22 protein-coding genes are annotated in these 20,990 nt (G+C 34.9%); 11 read left to right on the forward strand and 11 right to left on the reverse strand.

Translation table 11 applies throughout. From position 1 onward, the window contains the following. Nucleotides 1-21 precede the first annotated feature (21 nt). The 7 genes from ACTIEI_RS05625 to ACTIEI_RS05655 all read left to right on the forward strand — a co-directional run bounded on the left by ACTIEI_RS05625 (nt 22) and on the right by ACTIEI_RS05655 (nt 4,584). The gene (locus ACTIEI_RS05625) at nt 22-1,869 is read left to right on the forward strand and encodes a 2-oxoacid:acceptor oxidoreductase subunit alpha (RefSeq protein ID WP_439505306.1); all 1,848 of its coding nucleotides are present in this window, start codon (nt 22-24) and stop codon (nt 1,867-1,869) included. A 33-nt stretch (nt 1,870-1,902) separates the two neighbouring features. Further along, a complete protein-coding gene (locus ACTIEI_RS05630) occupies nt 1,903-2,157 on the forward strand; it encodes a type II toxin-antitoxin system Phd/YefM family antitoxin (protein ID WP_305269293.1) in 255 nt (84 codons plus the stop codon). Next, the gene (locus tag ACTIEI_RS05635; RefSeq protein ID WP_439505307.1) at nt 2,154-2,411 is read left to right on the forward strand and encodes a Txe/YoeB family addiction module toxin; all 258 of its coding nucleotides are present in this window, start codon (nt 2,154-2,156) and stop codon (nt 2,409-2,411) included. The genes ACTIEI_RS05630 and ACTIEI_RS05635 overlap by 4 nt, the downstream gene beginning before the upstream one ends. An 18-nt stretch (nt 2,412-2,429) precedes the next feature. After that, the gene (locus tag ACTIEI_RS05640; protein ID WP_439505308.1) at nt 2,430-3,017 is read left to right on the forward strand and encodes a hypothetical protein; all 588 of its coding nucleotides are present in this window, start codon (nt 2,430-2,432) and stop codon (nt 3,015-3,017) included. Between the two features lie 150 nt (nt 3,018-3,167). Continuing rightward, on the forward strand, nt 3,168-3,467 hold the full coding sequence (locus ACTIEI_RS05645; RefSeq protein ID WP_439505309.1) for a M23 family metallopeptidase: 300 nt from the start codon (nt 3,168-3,170) through the stop codon (nt 3,465-3,467). 17 nt (nt 3,468-3,484) lie between these two features. Beyond that, nucleotides 3,485-4,039, forward strand: coding sequence for a hypothetical protein (locus ACTIEI_RS05650; protein WP_439505310.1), 555 nt, complete (start codon nt 3,485-3,487; stop codon nt 4,037-4,039). A 68-nt stretch (nt 4,040-4,107) separates the two neighbouring features. Further along, nucleotides 4,108-4,584: a hypothetical protein gene (locus tag ACTIEI_RS05655; RefSeq protein WP_439505311.1), complete on the forward strand. Its 477-nt coding sequence runs from the start codon at nt 4,108-4,110 to the stop codon at nt 4,582-4,584. 35 nt (nt 4,585-4,619) lie between these two features. Here the strand turns inward: ACTIEI_RS05655 and nth are convergent, their stop codons facing one another. From nth to ACTIEI_RS05680, 5 genes are all read right to left on the reverse strand, one after another. Further along, on the reverse strand, nt 4,620-5,273 hold the full coding sequence (nth, locus tag ACTIEI_RS05660) for an endonuclease III (protein WP_439505312.1): 654 nt from the start codon (nt 5,271-5,273) through the stop codon (nt 4,620-4,622). A 35-nt stretch (nt 5,274-5,308) separates the two neighbouring features. Beyond that, nucleotides 5,309-5,533 carry a hypothetical protein gene (locus ACTIEI_RS05665; RefSeq protein ID WP_439505313.1) on the reverse strand — a complete coding sequence of 75 codons (225 nt, stop codon included), beginning with the start codon at nt 5,531-5,533 and terminating at the stop codon, nt 5,309-5,311. Between the two features lie 102 nt (nt 5,534-5,635). Further along, nucleotides 5,636-5,932, reverse strand: coding sequence for an FtsB family cell division protein (locus ACTIEI_RS05670; RefSeq protein ID WP_439505314.1), 297 nt, complete (start codon nt 5,930-5,932; stop codon nt 5,636-5,638). Between the two features lie 72 nt (nt 5,933-6,004). Continuing rightward, the gene (gene eno / locus ACTIEI_RS05675) at nt 6,005-7,294 is read right to left on the reverse strand and encodes a phosphopyruvate hydratase (RefSeq protein ID WP_439505315.1); all 1,290 of its coding nucleotides are present in this window, start codon (nt 7,292-7,294) and stop codon (nt 6,005-6,007) included. Between the two features lie 43 nt (nt 7,295-7,337). Next, nucleotides 7,338-8,048, reverse strand: coding sequence for an ATP-binding cassette domain-containing protein (locus tag ACTIEI_RS05680; RefSeq protein ID WP_439505316.1), 711 nt, complete (start codon nt 8,046-8,048; stop codon nt 7,338-7,340). Nucleotides 8,049-8,213: 165 nt separating this feature from the next. On the opposite strand from ACTIEI_RS05680, the gene prfA reads away from it, so the two are divergent. Both prfA and ACTIEI_RS05690 read left to right on the forward strand, forming a co-directional pair. Then, nucleotides 8,214-9,275 carry a peptide chain release factor 1 gene (gene prfA, locus ACTIEI_RS05685; protein WP_439505317.1) on the forward strand — a complete coding sequence of 354 codons (1,062 nt, stop codon included), beginning with the start codon at nt 8,214-8,216 and terminating at the stop codon, nt 9,273-9,275. Between the two features lie 19 nt (nt 9,276-9,294). Further along, a complete protein-coding gene (locus ACTIEI_RS05690) occupies nt 9,295-9,966 on the forward strand; it encodes a hypothetical protein (protein WP_439505318.1) in 672 nt (223 codons plus the stop codon). Here the strand turns inward: ACTIEI_RS05690 and galE are convergent, their stop codons facing one another. The 5 genes from galE to ACTIEI_RS05715 form a co-directional block, all read right to left on the reverse strand. Then, nucleotides 9,967-11,007, reverse strand: coding sequence for a UDP-glucose 4-epimerase GalE (galE, locus tag ACTIEI_RS05695; RefSeq protein WP_439505319.1), 1,041 nt, complete (start codon nt 11,005-11,007; stop codon nt 9,967-9,969). Nucleotides 11,008-11,065: 58 nt separating this feature from the next. Further along, the gene (locus tag ACTIEI_RS05700) at nt 11,066-12,109 is read right to left on the reverse strand and encodes an inorganic phosphate transporter (protein WP_439505320.1); all 1,044 of its coding nucleotides are present in this window, start codon (nt 12,107-12,109) and stop codon (nt 11,066-11,068) included. A gap of 18 nt (nt 12,110-12,127) precedes the next feature. Beyond that, nucleotides 12,128-12,775 (reverse strand): DUF47 domain-containing protein, encoded by a 648-nt coding sequence (locus tag ACTIEI_RS05705; RefSeq protein WP_439505321.1) that lies wholly within the window; start codon nt 12,773-12,775, stop codon nt 12,128-12,130. A gap of 97 nt (nt 12,776-12,872) precedes the next feature. Continuing rightward, on the reverse strand, nt 12,873-13,919 hold the full coding sequence (locus tag ACTIEI_RS05710) for a sensor histidine kinase (protein WP_439505322.1): 1,047 nt from the start codon (nt 13,917-13,919) through the stop codon (nt 12,873-12,875). A 35-nt stretch (nt 13,920-13,954) separates the two neighbouring features. Further along, nucleotides 13,955-14,668, reverse strand: coding sequence for a response regulator transcription factor (locus tag ACTIEI_RS05715; RefSeq protein ID WP_439505323.1), 714 nt, complete (start codon nt 14,666-14,668; stop codon nt 13,955-13,957). Nucleotides 14,669-14,719: 51 nt separating this feature from the next. Between ACTIEI_RS05715 and ACTIEI_RS05720 the strand changes: the two genes are divergently transcribed. After that, nucleotides 14,720-16,909, forward strand: coding sequence for a hypothetical protein (locus ACTIEI_RS05720; RefSeq protein ID WP_439505324.1), 2,190 nt, complete (start codon nt 14,720-14,722; stop codon nt 16,907-16,909). 5 nt (nt 16,910-16,914) lie between these two features. Here ACTIEI_RS05720 and ACTIEI_RS05725 read toward each other — a convergent pair whose 3' ends face one another. After that, nucleotides 16,915-17,553 (reverse strand): MBL fold metallo-hydrolase, encoded by a 639-nt coding sequence (locus ACTIEI_RS05725; protein WP_439505325.1) that lies wholly within the window; start codon nt 17,551-17,553, stop codon nt 16,915-16,917. 59 nt (nt 17,554-17,612) lie between these two features. Between ACTIEI_RS05725 and ACTIEI_RS05730 the strand changes: the two genes are divergently transcribed. Then, a complete protein-coding gene (locus ACTIEI_RS05730) occupies nt 17,613-20,987 on the forward strand; it encodes a hypothetical protein (RefSeq protein ID WP_439505326.1) in 3,375 nt (1,124 codons plus the stop codon). Nucleotides 20,988-20,990: the final 3 nt, after the last annotated feature.

The following is a 20,990-nucleotide window of genomic DNA, read 5'->3' on the forward strand; positions in this document are numbered from 1 at the left end:
TTGCCCTCTCAATTAGCATAGATGAACAATAACGAATCGGTTTTACAGAGCGTCGTAATCAAGTTTGCAGGAGATAGTGGAGATGGGATGCAATTAACAGGACAACAGTTTACCAATAATACTGCATTATTAGGGATAGATTTGGCTACTTTTCCAGACTTTCCAGCAGAAATCAGGGCTCCAATCGGAACCGTACCAGGAGTGAGTGGATTTCAGTTACATTTCTCCTCTAATAAAGTATTTACGCCAGGAGATATTGCAGATGTATTGGTGGCCATGAATGCAGCTGCATTAAAAGTGAATTTGAAAGCCATTAAAACGGGTGGTAAAATCATCGTGAATATTGATGGTTTTGATGCAAAGAATTTGCGACTAGCCAATTATCCAGAAGGCGTGAATCCTTTGGAAGATGGTAGTTTGGATTCATTTGAAGTCATCAAAATTGACGTAACTAAATTAACACGTGAAGCCCTAAAAGAATTTACCGATTTAGGCACTAAGGAAAGAGATCGTGCAAAGAATATGTTTGTATTGGGCTATATCTATTGGATGTACAATAGAAAACTAGACAATACCATCGATTTCTTGCAAGAGAAATTTGGAAAGAAGGAAAGCATTTTACAGAGTAATATTAAAGTGTTGCAAGCTGGATATAATTACGGCGACACTACTGAAACATTTACATCAAGATATACCGTTGAGAAAGCCAAAATGCCTGCTGGATTATATCGCAGCATTATGGGTAATCAGGCATTGTCAATGGGGTTGATTGCGGCTGGCGAAAAATCGGGGCTGCCTTTGTTTTTAGGAACATATCCTATTACACCAGCATCAGATATTTTACACGATTTAAGCAAGTACAAAAGTTTTGGCGTAAGAACATTTCAAGCAGAAGATGAGATTGCGGGGATTACGGCCGCTATTGGTGCAAGCTATGGTGGATCAATCGGCATCACTACTACATCAGGTCCTGGTATGGCATTGAAAACAGAAGCCATGGGATTGGCCGTGATGTTAGAAATTCCTTTGGTGATCATTAATATTCAGCGAGGTGGTCCATCCACTGGATTACCAACCAAAACAGAACAGAGCGATTTATTGCAAGCCTATTACGGCAGAAATGGGGAATGCCCGATGCCAGTGATTGCATCTGCTACGCCATCTGATTGTTTTGATGTGGCATTTGAATCGGTAAGAATTGCTATTCAACATATGACTCCGGTGATTTTGTTAAGTGATGGATATATTGCCAATGGTGCAGAGCCATGGAAATTTCCACAAACAGCAGACTTGCCAGAAATACCTGTAAGCTTCAAAAAGGGATTATCAGAGAATGAACCCAAATTCATGCCGTATAAGCGGGATGAAAAACTAGCCAGACCATGGGCAGTTCCTGGTACTGCAGGATTAGAACATCGCATAGGTGGATTAGAGAAACAAGACGTTACAGGTAATATTAGTTACGATTCGGATAACCACCAGCATATGGTTAAAACGCGTCAAGCCAAAGTAGATTTGATTGCAAAATATATTCCACTACAAACCATTGACAGTGGTCCTTCAAAAGGAAAAGTATTGGTATTGGGATGGGGCTCTACTTATGGTGCCATCAAAAGTGCCGTATTAGAATTGCAAGCAGCAGGTCATGCAGTAAGCCATGCACATATTCGTTACCTGCGTCCATTCCCGAGTAACTTGGGAAACATCATTGCCAATTTTGATCAAGTATTGATTCCAGAGATCAACAATGGCCAATTGATTAAAATTATTCGCGACCAATATTTGGTGGATGCAAAGGGCTACAATAAAATCATGGGAGTACCTATTACCAAAGGGGAATTGGTGGATGCGATTTCGAAAATGTTATAAAAATGCCTTAATTTAGTACTTAAATAAGTACTCATGAAGGTAGTTAACTATACCGAGTTCAGGAATAATTTAGCCGAAAGCCTTAATTCAGTTAATGATGATGGGGATATTGTGGTGGTTGCACGCAGTAAGGGGAAGAATGTGGTGGTAATGAGTTTAGAAGAGTACAACAGTATACAAGAAACTATTTACTTGAATAGTACACCTGCTAACAGAGCTAGATTAGAAACAGCATTAGCACGCATTGAAACAACAAAGCCTTTACAAAAAAAGCTCATTAACAAATGAGGAAGTTGTTATGGGATGAATCAGGATGGGAAGATTATTTATATTGGCAAGTAAATGATAAAAAAATTTTATTCCGCATTAACGACTTAATAAAAGATGCCCAACGAAATCCATTTACAGGTCTTGGCAAACCAGAGCCTTTAAAAGGAAATCTAGCTGGCTGCTGGAGCAGAAGAATTAATGAAGAACATCGATTGGTGTACATGGTTAAAGAAGACTGTATTTATATATTGCAGTGTAGGTTTCATTATTAAAATTTATCTAATCAAAATATGGTTTGGTTTCATTTAAAAAAGAATAGTTATTGGTTAGTTTTACTACTCTTGATTGTACATATTAATATAACCCCTTCAATTGCTTCGGACCACATATTTTTATACAAGGAAAGTAAGTATGATTTTGAAAATGATGATATAAATATCATTGATATCAATAGTTTCGATATTAATATATCAGGTACACTTCCTTTTTTGAAAAATACTTTACTATTAAATCAAAAAGAGTTTTTAAAAAAGTTCGGCAAGCCCCCAAAAAAGCTAGTTGAATACTCTGAGATGGATGATGCAAATATGGATTGTTATGTATATCAAGGGATGAAAGCTTGGTTTATGAATAAAAGCTTAGAATCATTAGAATTAACTTCATCTAGTTATCACCTTATTTTTTTTAATAAGAAGTCGATAAAGGTTGGTGACAACATTGAAACAATTGTTAGAACTTATCCGAAATCTTGGAAAAGTAAACGTGACAATCAAGTTTTTGTTGGGTTGAAAAACAATCAAATAACAATAGATATTAACTTAATTTTTGAATATGATTCAACTACTAGGAAAATTACCGAAATTCATTTTGGATATTAATTGAAATTTGTTCTTGGTGGTTACTCTAATTGGGATGTACCAAAATAATATAAACTAAGTTATATTGGTATTTTAAGTATGTACAGTGTGTTTAATTAAATTAATCTTTATTCTAGATTGTAAGTTAACCGAACAGTAATTCTTGCTAATTTGCCCCTCGATTATAAATTTTCTTGGGGAAATTACATTGAAATTAAAACGACAAAAAGCAATGGTGACGAATTAATTATTTTATATGCTCACTTAAATTCTTCATCTCTAAAAAAGGATGATGTTATTAAACAGGGTGATTTAATTGCTCTTAGTGGCAGAACTGGGAATGCATTCAATGTCAAATATCCGCATGTTCATCTTGAGGTTAGAGAAAATGGTATTATAAAAAACCCTGAAAATTATATTTCTACTAAATTTAATAGTGCAGGTGTAAGTAATGGTAACCCATGTCAATAATTTTAAATAATTAGTATATGAAAATAAAATTAATATTAAGTGCATTATTGTTTATAACTGTATCAATCGTTTTTATTGCAAAAAGTCAAAGAAATGAAATTATTGAAAATAGAACTAGTATTCTTAGTTTATTGAGAATTGAGCAGTTTGATTTAAAACCATTATCTAGTCAATATTCTAAAAATTCAATTTTATTAGATGAGAGAGATTTTATAACAAAATTCGGAAACCCAATAAGTATAATGAATGAGTTCGATGAAATGTTACAAAGTAATTTAAAGCATTTGAAATATAACGGGGCAGATGTTTGGTTTCTAAATAATGAATTATTTAGAATTATATTTACTAATAATAATTATTGTTTTGCAATGTCGAACGATAAAGTCATTAAAGTTGGCGATAGTATAGATTTAGTAGCAGAATTATTTCCTGTAGCTTGGAAAGATCAAGAAAATCCTCAAGGACAAGTCTTTTTAAATCTCTCCTATAATAATGTTGAGTTAGATATGAGTTTAAATTTTGAATATGATATTAATTCAAAAACGATTAAAAGTATATCGGTAAGTGAATAATATTATATCAAGAAATTTCAACTTTTTTTAATGAAAATGAGATTCCTAAATTAATTCCGAATTAATTTATGCGAAGTCTAAATATAGTTATTAGTCTATCAGTAATCATTGTAATTACAACTGTTGCTGTAGTGTACTCAAAGAATCATAATCAAACACTAAATACCACATCTCAAGAACCAGTATATATAACTCAAGCAAAAAAGAATATTATTGGCGTCTGGTATCAAGAGGACGCATCTACAAATATTTGGGAATTTAAAGAAAATGGAACGTTGATCTGCCGTTCAGATGAAGAACCAGCGGAAACGTTTACATATAAAATAGTAAATACCACACCAATCTGTGGTCAAGATGTTGATGTAGACGAAAAAAGAGAAACTATGTATTTAATAACCAAAGATGCTGATGGTATAGAGGAGTGTTCTGATTTAGCTTTTCATAAAAACACAAGTGCAAAAATGAATTTATGGACTATTGGAATGACTGCAGATGCAATAACGGTCTTTATTAAAAAATCAAAAACAAGAGTAGAAAAATTCTAGCTGTTATTCTCGGATGCTTAATTTTTTTTTGTGATTTACTTTATTTTTTTTGCTTGCTTGGTATAATATATGCAAGCCGTTTGCAAACCACATTCATCACATTTTGGATTACGCGCTAAGCAGGTGTACCTGCCATGTAGTATTAACCAATGATGCGCTCTGTGCACCAGTTCTTCTGGAATATATTTAATCAATTCTTTTTCTACTGCAAGAGGGGTAGTAGCTTTTGTGCTGACCAAGCCCAATCGATGACTGACTCTAAATACATGGGTATCCACTGCCATATTGGGTTGTTCATCAATCACACTAGTGATCACGTTTGCTGTTTTTCTGCCTACTCCTGGAAGTTTTACTAATGCTTCTACTGTCATAGGAACTTCACCCCCAAATTGTTCCAATAACATATTGGCCATGCCAATCAGATGCTTGGTTTTGTTGTTTGGGTAAGAAATGCTTCGGATAAGCGGAAACAAATCGTCAAAACTGGCTTTAGCCATTTTTTCTGGCGTAGGGTATACTTTAAAAATACCCGGTGTGGTCAAGTTAACACGCTTATCGGTACACTGCGCCGATAAAATCACTGCAACCAATAGTTGAAAAGGATTATCGTATAATAGCTCTGTTTCTGCAACAGGAGTTGTTTCTTGAAAATAGTCAATGACTTCCTGATAGCGTTGTTTCTTAGTCATGCGCAAATTTACGAACACGCTATAAGCTAAAATATTTATTCTGCTCTTTTCTTTGCGTAATCCATAATGGCTTTAATCGATTTTTTAGAAGGCGACTTTAGCTTCACCTTGTCTAACTGATTCTTAGACCGTTGCAATGTCTCTACTTTCTGTTTTAATTCTGCGTCTTCCTGTATAGCTTTTTCAATAGCCTTAGTAAGCGCTGGCGTACTATCCTTGTATAAATACATAATCAATTCCTCTTCTTTAAAGTTTTTCATAAGCAGATGGCTGCGAGTGAACAAGAGGATACGGTCCTTATTAAAACGGAACCTTTTGTAAAATATTGCAAGAAAAAATAAAATGATTTAATATTCTATTGTTTATTGCTTAGAGGAGTCTTCAACAATAAAAATATCTTCACCATCTTTCTTCATTAAATATCGCTCACGGGCGTATTTTTCTATTGCTGCAGGATTATTTTGTAAGTCATTTAACTCTTTTTTCGTCTTTTCTATTTCCTGCTCGTAGTATGCTTTCTTTACTTCTAATTTTTTCAGTTCATCCCTGCGTTCTTTTTGCTGAAAATAATCTCGCTGGTCGTAAAACAACATCCATACTATAAATAGAATAGCCGCTATCAAGTATTTATTGGTGAGGTATGGTATAGCTTTCTTCATAAAAAATGGCAGATAAAAGTAATAAGAAACCTTTATCTGCCAAGTAAGATTTGTGCACAGTGGTGCAAATGATTATTTACCGAATTTGATTTTTCCTTTAGGATAGATGGCTGTTTCTCCCAACATTTCTTCAATACGAATCAATTGATTGTATTTAGCCATACGGTCTGTTCTAGAAGCAGAACCTGTTTTAATTTGACCACAATTTAACGCCACCGCTAAGTCTGCAATGGTAGTGTCTTCTGTTTCTCCGCTTCTATGGCTCATGATGGTATTATACCCATTGTGTTGCGCCAATGTAACGGCATTGATGGTTTCAGTGATGGTTCCAATCTGGTTTACCTTAACCAATAAGCCATTCGCTATATGCTTGTCTACACCTTGTTGAATACGATCTACGTTGGTTACAAATAAATCGTCTCCTACTAATTGACATTTGCTTCCAACCGCTTGCGTTAAAGCTTTCCAGCCATTCCAATCGTCTTCTGCCATACCATCTTCTATAGATACAATAGGATATTGCTTCACCCATTTTTCCCAGAACTTCACCAACTCATCGCTGCTCATTACTTTACCACTGCTCTTATGGAATACATATTTTTTCTTCTTCGCATCCCATAGTTCACTATTAGCCGCATCCATTGCAATTACAATTTGTGAACCTGTTTTATATCCTGCAGCATGAATAGATTCCAATACAGTTTCAATAGCTTCTTCATTGCTTTGGATATTTGGAGCAAATCCACCTTCATCGCCCACATTGGTACTGTATCCTTTCTTTTTCAATACGGTTTTAAGCGTATGGAAAATTTCTACTCCCCAACGCAATCCTTCACTAAAAGTAGGAGCTCCAACAGGCATGATCATGAATTCCTGAAAGTCAATTTTATTATCCGCGTGTGCACCACCATTTACAATATTCATCATTGGAATAGGCAATGTTTTTGCATTGGTTCCTCCTATATAACGATATAATGGTAATGAGGCTTCGTCTGCTGCTGCTTTAGCTACAGCCATGCTTACTGCTAGTATTGCGTTGGCTCCTAACTTGGCTTTATTAGGGGTACCATCTAGCTCAATCATGATCTGGTCTATTGCTGCTTGTTCAGAAACATCCAATCCTACAATTGCATCTGCAATAGCAGTATTTACATTTTTTACCGCTTTTAATACGCCTTTCCCAACATATTTCTTCTTATCGTTATCACGTAATTCCACTGCTTCATGAATACCTGTGCTAGCTCCACTTGGAACTGCCGCTCTTCCTAATGCACCATCATCGGTTAATACATCTACTTCTACGGTAGGATTACCTCTACTGTCTAAAATCTGTCTTGCATGTACATCAATAATGTAACTCATGGTATTTGTTTTTAAATGGACTCAAATATAAGTATTATGTAGTTTATACACTAATAGCGCCTGTTAAGCTTCTGAAAATTGCTTCTAAGCGATTGCTTTGATTTAATTCGTGAATGGATTGGTTGGCTACTAAATTTCCTTTATGAATGATTAACACTCTGCTACAAATGGCTTCTACTTCTTGTAATATATGGCTTGAGAATAATACGGTTTTATGTTGGCCTAAGGCTTTTATTAATTGTCTTATTTCTATGATTTGATTAGGGTCTAAGCCTGTGGTTGGTTCGTCTAAAATTAATACATCGGGTTCATGCATTATTGCGGCTGCTAATCCTACCCTTTGCTTATAGCCCTTCGATAATTGGCCTATTTTTTTGGTTTGTTCTGGCCCTAATCCCACCTGTTCAATCACTGTTTTAATTTGTGCTTGTACATTTTTACATTGGTGCACTTCTGCAACAAATTGTAAGTATTCTTTTACATATAGATCATAATACTGTGGGTTGGCTTCTGCCAAATAACCAATTCTTCTTTTACCCGCTATTGGGTCTTTGCTCATATTAATTCCGTTCACTTCAATGCTGCCTGCATCTGGTTCAATTGACCCCGTTATCATTTTCATAGTAGTGCTCTTACCTGCTCCATTTGGGCCTAAAAAGCCAACAATTTCCCCTTTTTCTAAAGAAAAGGAAAGATTGTTGACCGCTATTTGTGTTCCGTATTTTTTAACCAATTGATTAACTACTATGGACATTGCTACTGTTTATAAGTACCAAACCTAGTTCTTTTTAGTTTTATTTTTTTAGACAAATCGTTAATATTCCAGTTAGAAATCAATGCCATTATAAGTTCTGTTACTTTCTACCTATTTTAACCCCTCTAAAACCGTACTTTTGCAGTCCGAAAATGAATTTATTATATGCTGAATAAGCTGGAAGCCATAAAAGCTAGATTTGATCAGGTGGGTATTGCGCTCACCAACCCTGAAATTATTAATAACCAAAAGGAATTTGGGGTGTACAGTAAAGAGTACCGCTCTTTAGAAAAGATTGTGAAACCGTATGAGGAATATATGCGGGTATTGGCCGATCATAAATATGCCAAAGAGGGCTTAAATAGTTCCGATGAAGATATGCGTGAGTTGGCTAAAATGGAACTCCCTGAATTAGAAGTTCGTAAAGATGAATTAGAAAAAGAACTCACTAAATTATTGATTCCTAAAGATCCTCAAGACGATAAAAATGCCATTTTAGAAATCAGAGCTGGAACTGGTGGTGACGAAGCCAGCTTATTTGCAGGCGATTTACTAGGGATGTATTTAAAATATTGCTCTAAGAAAGGATGGAAAACCGCTGTGGTTAGTGAAAGTGAAGGAACGGTTGGTGGTTACAAAGAAGTGGTGGTGGAAGTAAGTGGGGAAGATGTGTATGGTACACTAAAATTTGAAAGTGGTGTTCATCGCGTGCAAAGGGTTCCCAATACAGAAACCCAGGGTAGGGTGCATACTTCTGCAGCTACGGTTGCAGTAATGCCTGAAGCGGAAGAGGTAGATTTTGAGTTGAAAGAAAGTGATGTTAAAATGGAAACGGCCCGAAGTGGTGGTGCAGGTGGTCAAAACGTGAACAAGGTAGAAACCAAAGTTTTTTTAACCCATATTCCTACTGGCGTAGTGGTAGTTTGTCAAACGGAACGATCTCAGTTGGGTAACAGGGAAAAAGCGATGACGATGCTTAGAACTAAGTTATACGAAGAGCAGGTAAGAAAGCAGGAAGACGAAATCTCTAGACAAAGAAAAACTTTAGTTAGTACGGGTGATAGAAGTGCAAAAATCAGAACTTATAACTGGCCACAGGGTAGGGTTACCGATCATAGAATTGGATTAACTTCCTATAACTTAGATGCAGTCATCAATGGCGAAATAGACGAATTTATTGAAGCATTACAAATGGCGGAAAATGCCGAGAAGATGACAAATCAATAAACTTGCTTAACTTAATGGTATGAATAAAGTAATTTTTTCAACTTTTTTTGTCTTGATGTCTAGCCTAGTGACTGCCCAGGATACGGGTGGAAGAATTTTCCTAAAAGATGCTAATGGGGTAGATTTGAGATCTGCAGCTGCAACTATTGATAACACTGCATATCTCTTTCATCCTGATTATTTAAAAGCAAGATTATACACGAAAGAGGGCAAGCTATTAAGCGATGTAAAATATAAACTACTATTACAGGATAGTCGATTGTTTTATTTGGGTTCTGATGGCAGTGATATGGAAGTGATCAGTCCTATCATTCGTGTTGAATTTGATATGCCCAATGGAAGTGTGGTTGTTTTTGAAAAAGGATTTCAACCGATTGATAATTTAACAGATAAAAATTTTTATCAGGTGTTGGTTGAAGGTAAAGCGAAGCTACTGCTCGATACAAAATTTTTCACGGAAACAAAACAAGTATACGGTACTGGTGCTGTTACCAATACAGACAAATTGTTGAATTATTATGGTGTTTATGGTACTAAAATAGTAAAGTTATCTAAGGCTGAGGATGCACTAACCCTAATGGATGATAAGCACGACGCAATTAGTGAGTTTCTAAAAAAAGAAAAAACCAAGTTTAAAAAACAAGCTGATTTAATCAATCTATTTAACTATTACAATCAATTGGTTAAATAACTAATTATTCACTGCTTGATCGGCTTCCTGTTTCATTTTTAGTTCCCATTTCCAAGCGGTATCCATCATTTCTTTGATGCCATATTTAATTTCCCACCCAAGTTTCGTTACTGCTGCATCATTATTTGCATATATTGCTATTACATCGCCTGCCCTGCGTGGTCCTATTTCGTAATTCAACTTTACATTACTTACTTCTTCAAATGTATTAATGGCTTCTAATACACTCACACCATCGCCAGTTCCTAAATTGAATACATCACAATTGGTTTCATTCTTACCCTCTAATAAGTATTGAATGGCTAGTGTATGAGCATGTGCAATATCTGAAACATGAATATAGTCTCTAACACATGATCCATCTTTTGTAGGATAATCATTTCCATGAACCCACATTTTTGGTAATTTACCAATGGCAGTTTGAGTGATTGCAGGAACTAAATTTTGTGGCTTACCTACTGGTAGTTCACCAATTAAGCCAGACGGATGCGCTCCCACCGGATTAAAGTACCTTAATAAAATGGTATTTGTATTCACCACTTTTGCAAAATCTTTTATAACTACTTCACCCATTTGTTTGGTTGCACCATAAGGGGATTCTGCTGGTTTTATGGCAGATGATTCTGTTACTGGAATTACATCTGGGTTACCGTACACAGTGCAAGAGGAAGAGAATACAAAATTTGGTACCGAAAATTCTTGTACACATTTTAGTAAGTTGATTAAACCAAACATATTATTCTCATAATACCTTAATGGTTCTTCAACCGACTCGCCTACTGCTTTATATGCAGCAAAATGGATGATTCCGTCGATATCAGTATTTTCTTGAAATACTGCTTGTGTTTCGTCAAAATTTTTTAAATCAACTGTGTAGTTTTTTATTTTCTTTCCAGTGATTTTTTCTATTCCTGCAAGTGCAATGGTAGTAGACCTTGAAAAATTATCTATAGAAATAACATCGTAACCATTTTCTATTAAGTCTACAATGGTATGTGATCCAATATATCCGGTTCCGCCGGTCACTAAAATTTTTGCCATATCGCAGGTTATTCTTTAGTGCAATATACTGCAAAAGCGTGCTTCTTCTTCCTTAAATTTAAACTATTAGCTTGATGATTGCATAAAAGATGGCTGCAATAAAAGCTGAAATAGGAATCGTTAAAATCCATGCCCAGAGTAAATTAACTGTTACGCCCCATCTTACTGCGCTTAAACGCTTGGTAGCTCCAACACCAATAATAGCACCGGTTATAGTATGTGTAGTAGACACTGGAATCTTAAAATGTTCTGTCATAAATAAAGTAATTGCACCTGCAGTTTCTGCAGCTACACCTTCTAATGGAGTCACTTTAGTGATTTTAGTTCCCATTGTTTTTACAATTTTCCAACCACCGCTCATGGTGCCAATTCCAATACATAGAAAACTAGTAAATGGCACCCATGGATATGCATCAACAAAACTATTGAAGTCCATTATTACGCCGTGTGTGTTCTTCTCGTAGAAAATAATGGCAGCTCCAATTATTCCCATCACTTTTTGTGCATCGTTTCCTCCATGTCCAATACTAAAAGCTGCTGAAGAAACTAATTGTAATTTCTTGAACCAATTCTCTGCTTTGTATGGGTTCGATCGTTTGCATAAATGAACAATGATAATGGTAATAACAAATGCAATAAACATACCTATTAGTGGAGCAAAAAAGATGAACAGAAAGGTAGGAATAACTTTAGCATAGTTGATTACATCTCCTGCTTCGCCTGATAAGCCACCTGCATGTGCTATTGCAGCACCAATAAATCCTCCCATTAAAGTATGGGAAGAGCTAGATGGTATACCGAACCACCAAGTTATTAGGTTCCATGTAATGGCAGCCATAATGCCCGCCATTAGCACTTCTAGTGTAATAAAATCTGCATTAACCCATTTGGCTACCGTATTTCCAATTCCAAATTCTTTGAAAATATATTTTGAAATAAAAAAAGCAGCAAAATTAAAAAATGCTGCCCAGGTTACTGCCTGAAAAGGGGTAAGCACTTTTGTTGAAACGATTGTTGCAATTGAGTTTGCTGCATCATGGAATCCATTGATATAGTCAAAAATAAAAGCAAGCACTATGATGATTACCAGTAATGTAAACATAACTCCTGTTGATGCTGATTAAGCGTATTTAATAATAATTGACTCAATTACATTGGCCGCATCTTCACATTTATCAGTAGCAATTTCCATGACTTGATAAATTTCTCTTTTTTTGATTACTTCTTTGAAGTCATTCTCTTGCTGGAACAACATTTCGATACTCATATCAAAAACATCATCTGCTTGATTTTCTATGCTGTTAACTTTAACCATCGCTTCTGTCATTTCACGAAGGTTTTTCATATCCCTTAAGCCAAATACCGCTTTCTTGATTTCAATGGTTCCCTGTAAGATTAATTCAGCCATTTTTTGAATGCCTGTATCATTCGGATTTACACTATAGAAATTAATCTTTTTAGCTGAAGCAAATATATAATCAGCAATATCATCTAGTGCAGTTGCTAAGTAGTGAATATCTTCTCTATCAAATGGTGTGATGAAATTTCTACCTAATTCCGTAAAAATTTTATGGGTATTATCGTCATTTTTGTGTTCTAAGTCTTCAATTTGAGCTAGGATGGCTCTTCTTTTATCTTGGTCTGCTTCGCTAACCATTTCTTTTAGCTTGATGCCCATTTCGTGTGCTTTGTCTGCTACATCTTCAAAAAGTTCATAGAAGAGCTTGTTTTTTGGCATGAAAAAGCGACCGATGTTATTGATACCCATAATGGTAGATTTTCCGCAAAAATACCCTTTTGTACGGTGGTCCTTGTTTGATAACAAAAAGTTAATAATTAGATAATATTAAATAAATAAAATATATCTAATTCGTTGTAGATAAGGTAAAGCCTACAGAAGTTCCTATATCAATTTTAGAGCGAATATGTATAGTTTGACCATGTGCTTCAATGATATGTTTACAAATGGCCAAACCCAAGCCCGTTCCACCGATATCTCTGCTTCTTCCACGGTCTGTTCTGTAGAAACGTTCAAAAACCCTTGGTAGGTGTTCTTCTGCAATTCCAATTCCATCATCACTTAATTCAACTAAAACATGCTCTTCATCTGTTTTATATATACTAGCAATAATGTTTCCTCCCTCTTTGCCGTATTTGATCGAGTTGATAATCAAATTATTAATGACTTGTCTTATTTTCTCCTTGTCTGCAAATACCGCAATAGGAAATTCACAACCTTTTTTGATGCTTGTATTGATTTTTTTTGCATCAATTTTTATAGATAAGGTTTCATAAATTTCACGAATAAGGTCTTGTATAATAAATGATTCCTTATGTAAGGGCTGTTCTCCACTTTCTAATCTTGATATTGCATCTAAATCTTTTACTAGATTGACCATTCGATCAACATTTTTAGCCGTATTTTCTAAGAAACGAATACTGATTTCTCGATTATCAATGGCCCCTTCTCTTAAAGTGTCCACATATCCTTGAATGGCAAAAATGGGTGTTTTGAATTCGTGGGCTAAATTCTGTAGAAACTCTTTCCTAAACACTTCATTTTGTTTAAGGATTTCAATTTCTGCACTTCTTTGTTCTGCCCATTTCTCAACGTCTTCTCTTACTTCATCAATTCCCTTTTGTGGTAAAATATATTTGTAATAGGTCTCTTCTCTTTTTGTTGCCTTGGTTTGATAAATGAACTTATATATTAATTTAATCTTTCTATAAATGAAAGATTCTAATACAAAGCCAATCAGTAAATAACTTCCAATAAATGTGATTAATAAAGAAACAAGCGTAATAATCCAATCTGGTTTAATAAACCAAATACCTATAGATATAGGAATGGCTAATATTGCTGCAGTAAAGGCTGATAGTTGCTTGGGGGAAAGATTTTTTGTGTTCAGCATAGAAGCAATTTACATTTTGCAGCTGAAACAATTAGTTAAATTTCAAATTTATAACCAACCCCTTTTACGGTAGTTATACAATCTATTCCTAGTTTCTGTCTTACTTTTCTAACATGAACATCAATGGTTCTGTCTCCAACAATAACTTCATTACCCCATACTTGGGTAAGGATTTCATTTCTTAAGAAAACCCTGCCAGGTTTTGAAGCCAATAAATAGATTAATTCAAATTCTTTTTTTGCAAGTATCACTTCATTATTATCAATAGTAACAATAAACTTAACTGGGTCTATTGAAATATTTCCGATTTGCAATGTTTTTCCTGCTTCTTTATTCGTTACTCTTCTAAATAAAGCATTTACCCTGCTCACTAATACCTTGGGGCTGATGGGTTTACTGATGTAATCGTCTGCACCTGTTTCAAGTCCTTTGATTTGGGAGCTTTCGTCGCTCATTGCAGTTAAAAAGATAATTAACGTGTCTTGAAAACTAGGTTGTGTTCTTAATATTTGACATACTTCAACCCCATTCTTTCGAGGCATCATGATGTCTAGAATAATTAAATCGGGATAGTATGCTTTGGCCTTTTCAATAGCTTCATTTCCATCTTTTGCCGTATGAACTTCATAGCCTTCCTTCTCCAGATTATAACGGATGATTTCTAAAATATCCGGTTCGTCGTCTGCTATTAAAATCTGTTTAGGCTTCCCTTCCATGTTAACATTCTGTTTACACAAAGTTAATTTCATTCCTTCGCAAATAAGCTATTTTGTATTATTATCTAATTGTTAACTGACTGAATGCCTATTTTTGTTACCTATATGCTTAAAGTTATATATACATTCTTGTTTGTTTTTACTATTGCAACGCAATCCAATGCGCAACAAACTGACTCAATTCCCCCCATTCCAGCAATGCGTCAATTGCATCATGAATATATCTTTCGAAGTTTTGAGGCCATAAAATTGTATCCAGCAAAGCAATATCAATTAACTGCAAATGAATTAAACTTATCAGAAAAGTTAATTAACCAGTTGCGAAGCAAAATTGAATCAACTGTCGAAATTGATAATAATGCAAAATATACCTGGCTAAGAGGTGTAAATGATTTGCTCACTGCTTATTTTTTAAATTATCAGAATGGCAAAACGCCAGAAACTCGATTGCCTCTTTTGTTGCAAACCTTCCAGATTGCTATGAATGAACAATTGTCTGGGGGCTCAATTGCACCTTTAATGAACCGGCTTGATTTAGAATCTGCCATCATACTTACAGAGAATTTTACCTTAAGTAGTAATAGAGGAATGCAAGCAGCAAAAGATAGTATTGTTGTAAAACAATGTGACAGAAATCCTACTAAAATTTTACCCATATTATTCCGAAATCCTGCTACAGCGTCTGCTGATTCTTTAATTACACTTGCTGCATTTAGAGATCCAGAGGAATTATATAGTTATGCTGCTGCCCCTAATGCACTGGGTAAAAAAATTCAATCGGTAAATCATCCTTTTGTAAAATTAGTTGCGCGACTTTCATTAACGAGTACCGGTAGAATGTATTTCCCTTTTTTAGATCAATTGTATACCGGGAAATTAAAAATGGATTCCATAACAAAGTTTGTTGGAAATGACACTTCTGCAGGTTATTTCAGTTTATTGGTAAGAACAAGGATTGATTATGCTAAAAGGATTCAACAAGGCGATACTCCTATGGCTGCCACAATATTATACAATAAGTTAAAAGCTAAAAGTATAGAATTGTATATCAATGAAATCAATGCTTTGCACAATGAAAAGAGCGATTTTGTACGATTTAAAAGTATCAGCAAATTAAGTCCTCAAGAACTTTATTACTTAGCAGTAACAGGGGAAGAAGAAATGTACACTTCCAGTTTTGTAAACGGGGTCTATCCAAGAATCTTTGCTGCAATGAAAAATCCTCGATCAGATTCTTTGCTGTCAATGGTTAATAAGGATCAATATAAAAAATTCATTAAGATTGCTGCCGCTTATAATAAGTTAGATGATTTTCTTTCTAAAATGGACAAAAAAGATGCAGAACAATTGATGCGTGGATTTGTGAATGGGTTAGAACAAACTACCTCATTAGAAGATGCGGTAGATGTTGCTGACTCTTATTCAAGTGTATACAATCCACTACTTAAAAAACTCATGTTAAATCAGGTTAGACTTGAATTAGATAGATGCAATCAAATAAAGAATAAACGCGGGCAAGTAATCTATGATTTATTAGAAACCATTTTTTCTTCTTTGGAGCCAACTAGTAAAATTGATTTATCCGCTAAGTTGGGGATCATGCCCATTTATGAATTACCCAATAACTATCTAAAAGACAGTGAAACCGGTAGAGTTATAATGCAGCAATTTTTTTACGGTGATAAAGATGGTATGGTTGTTTTTAATGCGTTCTTGAATAAATTTAGAAATGCCAATTGGAGAATTACTAAGAAGTCTCAATGGGTAGAAGTAAGTTCGAGAATTGGTACACCTATCACCATTTATGCCAACTTGCCCCTTGATGAAACAGAAGATTTGGATGCCGCTGCTCAGGATAGCTTGATTGAATATTTACATAACCAAAAATTGCATCCCAGTGTGGTGATTCATCGCGGTCATAGTTATTATCTTAACCAGACGGTACAAAAAATGCCTTCTTCTGCAAAGTTGGTTTTATTAGGAAGCTGTGGAGGGTACCAGCGGTTAAATGAAGTGTTAGAAATAGCACCTGGTGCACATATCATTTCCTCTAAGCAAATTGGTACGGGTATTATTAACCAAGGGCTCATTAATGTAATCAGTGAAGAATTGCGTTTAGGTAAAAACCTAAAATGGCCTTCGCTTTGGAATAGTTTGGCTATTCGATTTAGTGGAACCGCTAAGGAGAAATTTGATGATTATGTTCCCCCTTACAAAAACTTAGGAGCAATTTTTATTACTGCATTCAATACCTACATGCAGCAAGAGAATTAGATTATCTATTGTAAAAAAGGATTATTCCTTTTTTCATATCCAATAGTTGTGCTAAGTCCATGACCCGGATAAACTTTAACATCATTGGGTAAGCAGAATAGATTCTCTCTGATACTTTTTAGTAATAACGCATGATTGCCACCTGGAAGGTCGGTTCTTCCAATGCTCTCCCTAAAAAGAACATCACCACCTATTAAAAATTGATCAAATTCACTATAAAAGCAAATACTTGCTGGAGAATGCCCTGGGGCAAAAATCACTTTCAAGGCATCATTTCCTAGTAAAATGGTATCTCCCGGATATAAATACTTGATTGGACCTTCATAATTAACAAAAGGAAGCCCCCATTTTTCACCTGACAATGGGGCCATTCTAAGCATGGGCTCTTCTTCTGGATGAATATGGAGTGGGGTTTTAAATGTATCGTAAACCCATTTATTGCCAAATACATGGTCTAAATGACAATGTGTATTTAACAATTGTACCGGTTTAAGTGTTTTTGTTTGAATAAATTGAAATAATTCATCCTGTTCTGAGGTATCATAACAGCCTGGATCAATTATGATTGCTTCATTGTGCTGATTATAAAGTACATAAGTATTTTCTTGAATTGGACTAAATGTAAAAACCTTAACCTTTATCATATATGTATTTTACCCGCTTTTAACGGTAAATGATTAATTTTAAATACCAAAGTTCGGATATGCAATTGAATAGTATCAGTAAAGTAATTTTTTTTCTTGGTTTATTAAGTTCTGTTGCAGTAAATGCGCAGGTTAACAGTGTAGAATTTGGTAAGAATAGAATTCAACACCAGAAGTTTAATTGGAAGTTTTACCAATCTTCCAATTTTAATACTTATGTAACCCAAGGGGGAGTAGAGTTGGGTAAATTCGTAAGCCAAGTAGCAGAAGAAGAACTAAAGTCAATCGAAAATTTTATTGAATATTCTTTACAGCGCAGAGCGAACATTGTGGTGTATAATAATTACAATGATTATAAAAGTAGCAATATTGGTTTAGGGTCCGATTGGCAGAATTCAGGGGGTGTTACTAAGTTGGTAAATAATAAAATCATCGTTTATTTTAATGGCAATCATGAAAAGTTAAAAAATCAAATTAGAGAGGGCATTGCAAAAGTACTAACCGATAATTTATTATTTGGAGACGATATAGGTGAATTTGCCAGTAACCAAGCTTTGTTAGATTTGCCTAAATGGATGGTGGATGGATATATTGCTTACGCAGGACAGTCTTGGAGTACTGAAAAAGATGATGAACTAAAGAGCGCCATATTAAGTGGTAGATACAATTCATTTTATCAATTTGCTTTTGAAAAGCCACTTCTGGCTGGGCATGCATTTTGGAATTATATTGGTGAAAAATACAGGAAAGAAAATATAACCTACCTCTTGTATTTGGCTAGGATGTATAAAAACATCAATAATGCTTGTTTAAGAATTTGTAAGAAAAAATTCAAAGATGTATTAACTGATTTCATGCAATTTCAACAAGACCGTTATATCAAAGATATTCGTCAACGAAGAAATCAATTAAAAGGTCAATTGACAGTAACAGAGGAAATTGGCAAGCGGGATTATTTTAGATTTCAGGCTAACCCTAATCCGCGTAGTAATACTTACTCCGTACTTGAATTTAAAAAAGGTATTTACTCGGTTAAATTGATGGAGAATTTTTATGACGAAAAGGTATTATTAAAAAGCGGAGTCTTAACCAATGTGAATGAAGTAAATCCGAATTATCCAATCATGGCTTGGGATGGAAAAGGATCAAGGCTTCTTGTGATTTACTGGGAAAAAGGAAAGATCAATATGTTTGTATACGACTTGATTGCTCGTTACAAAAGATTTAAACAAACTATTGATGGGTTTGATCAAATACTAGATGCTAGTTTTATGCTTGATGCCAATACATTGGTATTAAGTGCGGTAAAAAATGGACATACCGATATTTTCACCTACAAAATTGAAGAGCAAAAAGTAACTCAAATCACCAATGATATTTACGATGACTTAGACCCTACTTTGGTTTCATTTCCCAATAGAGTGGGTATCATCTTTTCTTCTAATCGCCCTGGTAATAATGCGCCCAACAAAGACACAGTATTGCCAAGCAGATATCCTTTCAATATTTACATGGTAGATGTATTAAATGATAGCAAGGAAAAGCAGATTGCCCAGTTAACCAATGTTAAAATGGGCAATGCTCGTTACCCAATGCAATACAATACTAATCACTTTACATTCGTATCAGATGAAAATGGTATTGGAAATAGGTGGGCAGGTTTCTTTTCAACACAAAGAAATGGATTAGATACCCTTTATTATATTGGAGAAGAAATTCTTCGCAATCCTGCTCCAAAGGAATTTGATTCAACTTTAATGGCTTGGCAAAAACAAGAGCCAGATAGTGTGAGTTATTATCAAGTTTATAAAGATTCCACTTATACATTCCCAATAACTAATTATCAAAGTTCTTTATTAGAGACCAGAATTGCGGGGAATAATGGACAGGTTAGTGAAGTAAGAAGAGAAGGCGATTTCAAGTTTGTTTATAAATTAAAAGTAGATGAACTAGCGTTAGCAAGAAGAAATATAACTGCACGTAATACCGAGTACGTTAAGAAAGTACTGGATGATAAAAAGATGACTGAGGGAAGGGCTATCCAGTATAACAATACTAAGCCTGCTAATGATACATCCAAAAAAGCAGCTGTTTTCCAAAACGAATTTGCGGATGAACTGCCTGATACAACTAGTAAGGCAAATGCTATATTACTTGCTGGTCTACCTCAAAGAAAAACTAGTTTAGCAAATTCAAAGTTGTATAATTATGGCTTAAAGTTTAGCTCGGATTATTTATTGGGTGGATTCACAAATAATGTACTCATTAATCGTTATCAGCCTTATGCTGGAGGGTCTGGTCCTATTCAATTAAACAACGGGAACGACTTTAACTTCACATTTAGGGTAGGGGTAAGCGATTTGATGGAAGACATGAAATTTGTTGCAGGAATGCGCTTTGGTACCAATTTAGCAGATAAAGATTTGATGTTCTCTTTTCAAAACATGCGCAAAAAAATTGATTGGGGAGTAACTTATTATAGAAGTAATGTGACCAACTTCTTCCGAACTCAATTCAATAATATGTTGTACACCAACTTGTATCAGTTTAATGCAAGTTATCCTATTAATGAAGTAAAAAGTATCAGGGCTACTATTGGTTTGCGTTCAGATAGAGGGGTATTGAAATCTTACGATAATTTTACTGGTCAGCCCAACCCCAATGCCTTGGCCTTTAAAGACACAGTGTCTAAATTTATTTTGTCTAGGTTAGAATATGTGCATGACAATACCATTAACCCTACGCAAAATATTTGGAATGGGTTACGCTATAAAGTATACTTAGATGTTAATTTACCAGCAAGTAGAAATCCCGCAAACAATGGTAAACCCACTATGAATTTTGGTTTTGATGGAAGATACTATCACAAAATTTATCGCAATTTTATTTGGGCTGGTAGGGTAGCTGCAGACTTTTCTTGGGGTAATCAAAAGTTAATCTATTACTTAGGCGGAGTAGATGGTTGGATTGGACCTAAATTCAATAATAGTAACCAACCTGCAGCTGATCAAAATTATGCGTTCCAATCTTTGGCAGTAAATATGCGTGGTTATAATCAAAATATTGCCAATGGTAATAATGCTTTTGTAATCAATAGTGAATTTAGGCTGCCTTTATTTGCAACCATTTTTGATAGACCAATTAATAACGCATTCCTCCGCAATTTCCAACTAGTACAATTTTTAGATTTAGGAACTGCATGGAATGGAAAATACAATGGCATCAAACGACCAGGCGAAGTGATTTCTAGCAATCAGAGCCCTGTAGTGGTTAAGATTGATGCAGGCGGTCTTGGACCTTTTGCGGGCGGCTATGGTTTTGGTGTTAGAAGTACTTTGTTGGGTTATTTTATGAAATTTGATGCAGGTTGGCCTATGAAGGGAGTCTTCAAAGGCGCACCAGTATATTATTTTGCCTTAGGATTTGATTTCTAATCC

It is taken from the genome of Sediminibacterium sp., from assembly GCF_051860225.1.
Taxonomy (GTDB): domain Bacteria; phylum Bacteroidota; class Bacteroidia; order Chitinophagales; family Chitinophagaceae; genus Sediminibacterium.

Excerpts from the sequence above, each read along its gene's own strand:
- ACTIEI_RS05625 (WP_439505306.1), top strand. The coding sequence starts at position 22 with ATGAACAATAACGAATCGGTTTTACAGAGCGTCGTAATCAAGTTTGCA.
- ACTIEI_RS05630 (WP_305269293.1), top strand. The coding sequence starts at position 1,903 with ATGAAGGTAGTTAACTATACCGAGTTCAGGAATAATTTAGCCGAAAGC.
- ACTIEI_RS05635 (WP_439505307.1), top strand. The coding sequence starts at position 2,154 with ATGAGGAAGTTGTTATGGGATGAATCAGGATGGGAAGATTATTTATAT.
- ACTIEI_RS05640 (WP_439505308.1), top strand. The coding sequence starts at position 2,430 with ATGGTTTGGTTTCATTTAAAAAAGAATAGTTATTGGTTAGTTTTACTA.
- ACTIEI_RS05650 (WP_439505310.1), top strand. The coding sequence starts at position 3,485 with ATGAAAATAAAATTAATATTAAGTGCATTATTGTTTATAACTGTATCA.
- ACTIEI_RS05655 (WP_439505311.1), top strand. The coding sequence starts at position 4,108 with ATGCGAAGTCTAAATATAGTTATTAGTCTATCAGTAATCATTGTAATT.
- nth (WP_439505312.1), bottom strand. The coding sequence starts at position 5,273 with ATGACTAAGAAACAACGCTATCAGGAAGTCATTGACTATTTTCAAGAA.
- ACTIEI_RS05665 (WP_439505313.1), bottom strand. The coding sequence starts at position 5,533 with ATGAAAAACTTTAAAGAAGAGGAATTGATTATGTATTTATACAAGGAT.
- ACTIEI_RS05670 (WP_439505314.1), bottom strand. The coding sequence starts at position 5,932 with ATGAAGAAAGCTATACCATACCTCACCAATAAATACTTGATAGCGGCT.
- eno (WP_439505315.1), bottom strand. The coding sequence starts at position 7,294 with ATGAGTTACATTATTGATGTACATGCAAGACAGATTTTAGACAGTAGA.
- ACTIEI_RS05680 (WP_439505316.1), bottom strand. The coding sequence starts at position 8,048 with ATGTCCATAGTAGTTAATCAATTGGTTAAAAAATACGGAACACAAATA.
- prfA (WP_439505317.1), top strand. The coding sequence starts at position 8,214 with ATGCTGAATAAGCTGGAAGCCATAAAAGCTAGATTTGATCAGGTGGGT.
- ACTIEI_RS05690 (WP_439505318.1), top strand. The coding sequence starts at position 9,295 with ATGAATAAAGTAATTTTTTCAACTTTTTTTGTCTTGATGTCTAGCCTA.
- galE (WP_439505319.1), bottom strand. The coding sequence starts at position 11,007 with ATGGCAAAAATTTTAGTGACCGGCGGAACCGGATATATTGGATCACAT.
- ACTIEI_RS05700 (WP_439505320.1), bottom strand. The coding sequence starts at position 12,109 with ATGTTTACATTACTGGTAATCATCATAGTGCTTGCTTTTATTTTTGAC.
- ACTIEI_RS05705 (WP_439505321.1), bottom strand. The coding sequence starts at position 12,775 with ATGGGTATCAATAACATCGGTCGCTTTTTCATGCCAAAAAACAAGCTC.
- ACTIEI_RS05710 (WP_439505322.1), bottom strand. The coding sequence starts at position 13,919 with ATGCTGAACACAAAAAATCTTTCCCCCAAGCAACTATCAGCCTTTACT.
- ACTIEI_RS05715 (WP_439505323.1), bottom strand. The coding sequence starts at position 14,668 with ATGAAATTAACTTTGTGTAAACAGAATGTTAACATGGAAGGGAAGCCT.
- ACTIEI_RS05720 (WP_439505324.1), top strand. The coding sequence starts at position 14,720 with ATGCCTATTTTTGTTACCTATATGCTTAAAGTTATATATACATTCTTG.
- ACTIEI_RS05725 (WP_439505325.1), bottom strand. The coding sequence starts at position 17,553 with ATGATAAAGGTTAAGGTTTTTACATTTAGTCCAATTCAAGAAAATACT.
- ACTIEI_RS05730 (WP_439505326.1), top strand. The coding sequence starts at position 17,613 with ATGCAATTGAATAGTATCAGTAAAGTAATTTTTTTTCTTGGTTTATTA.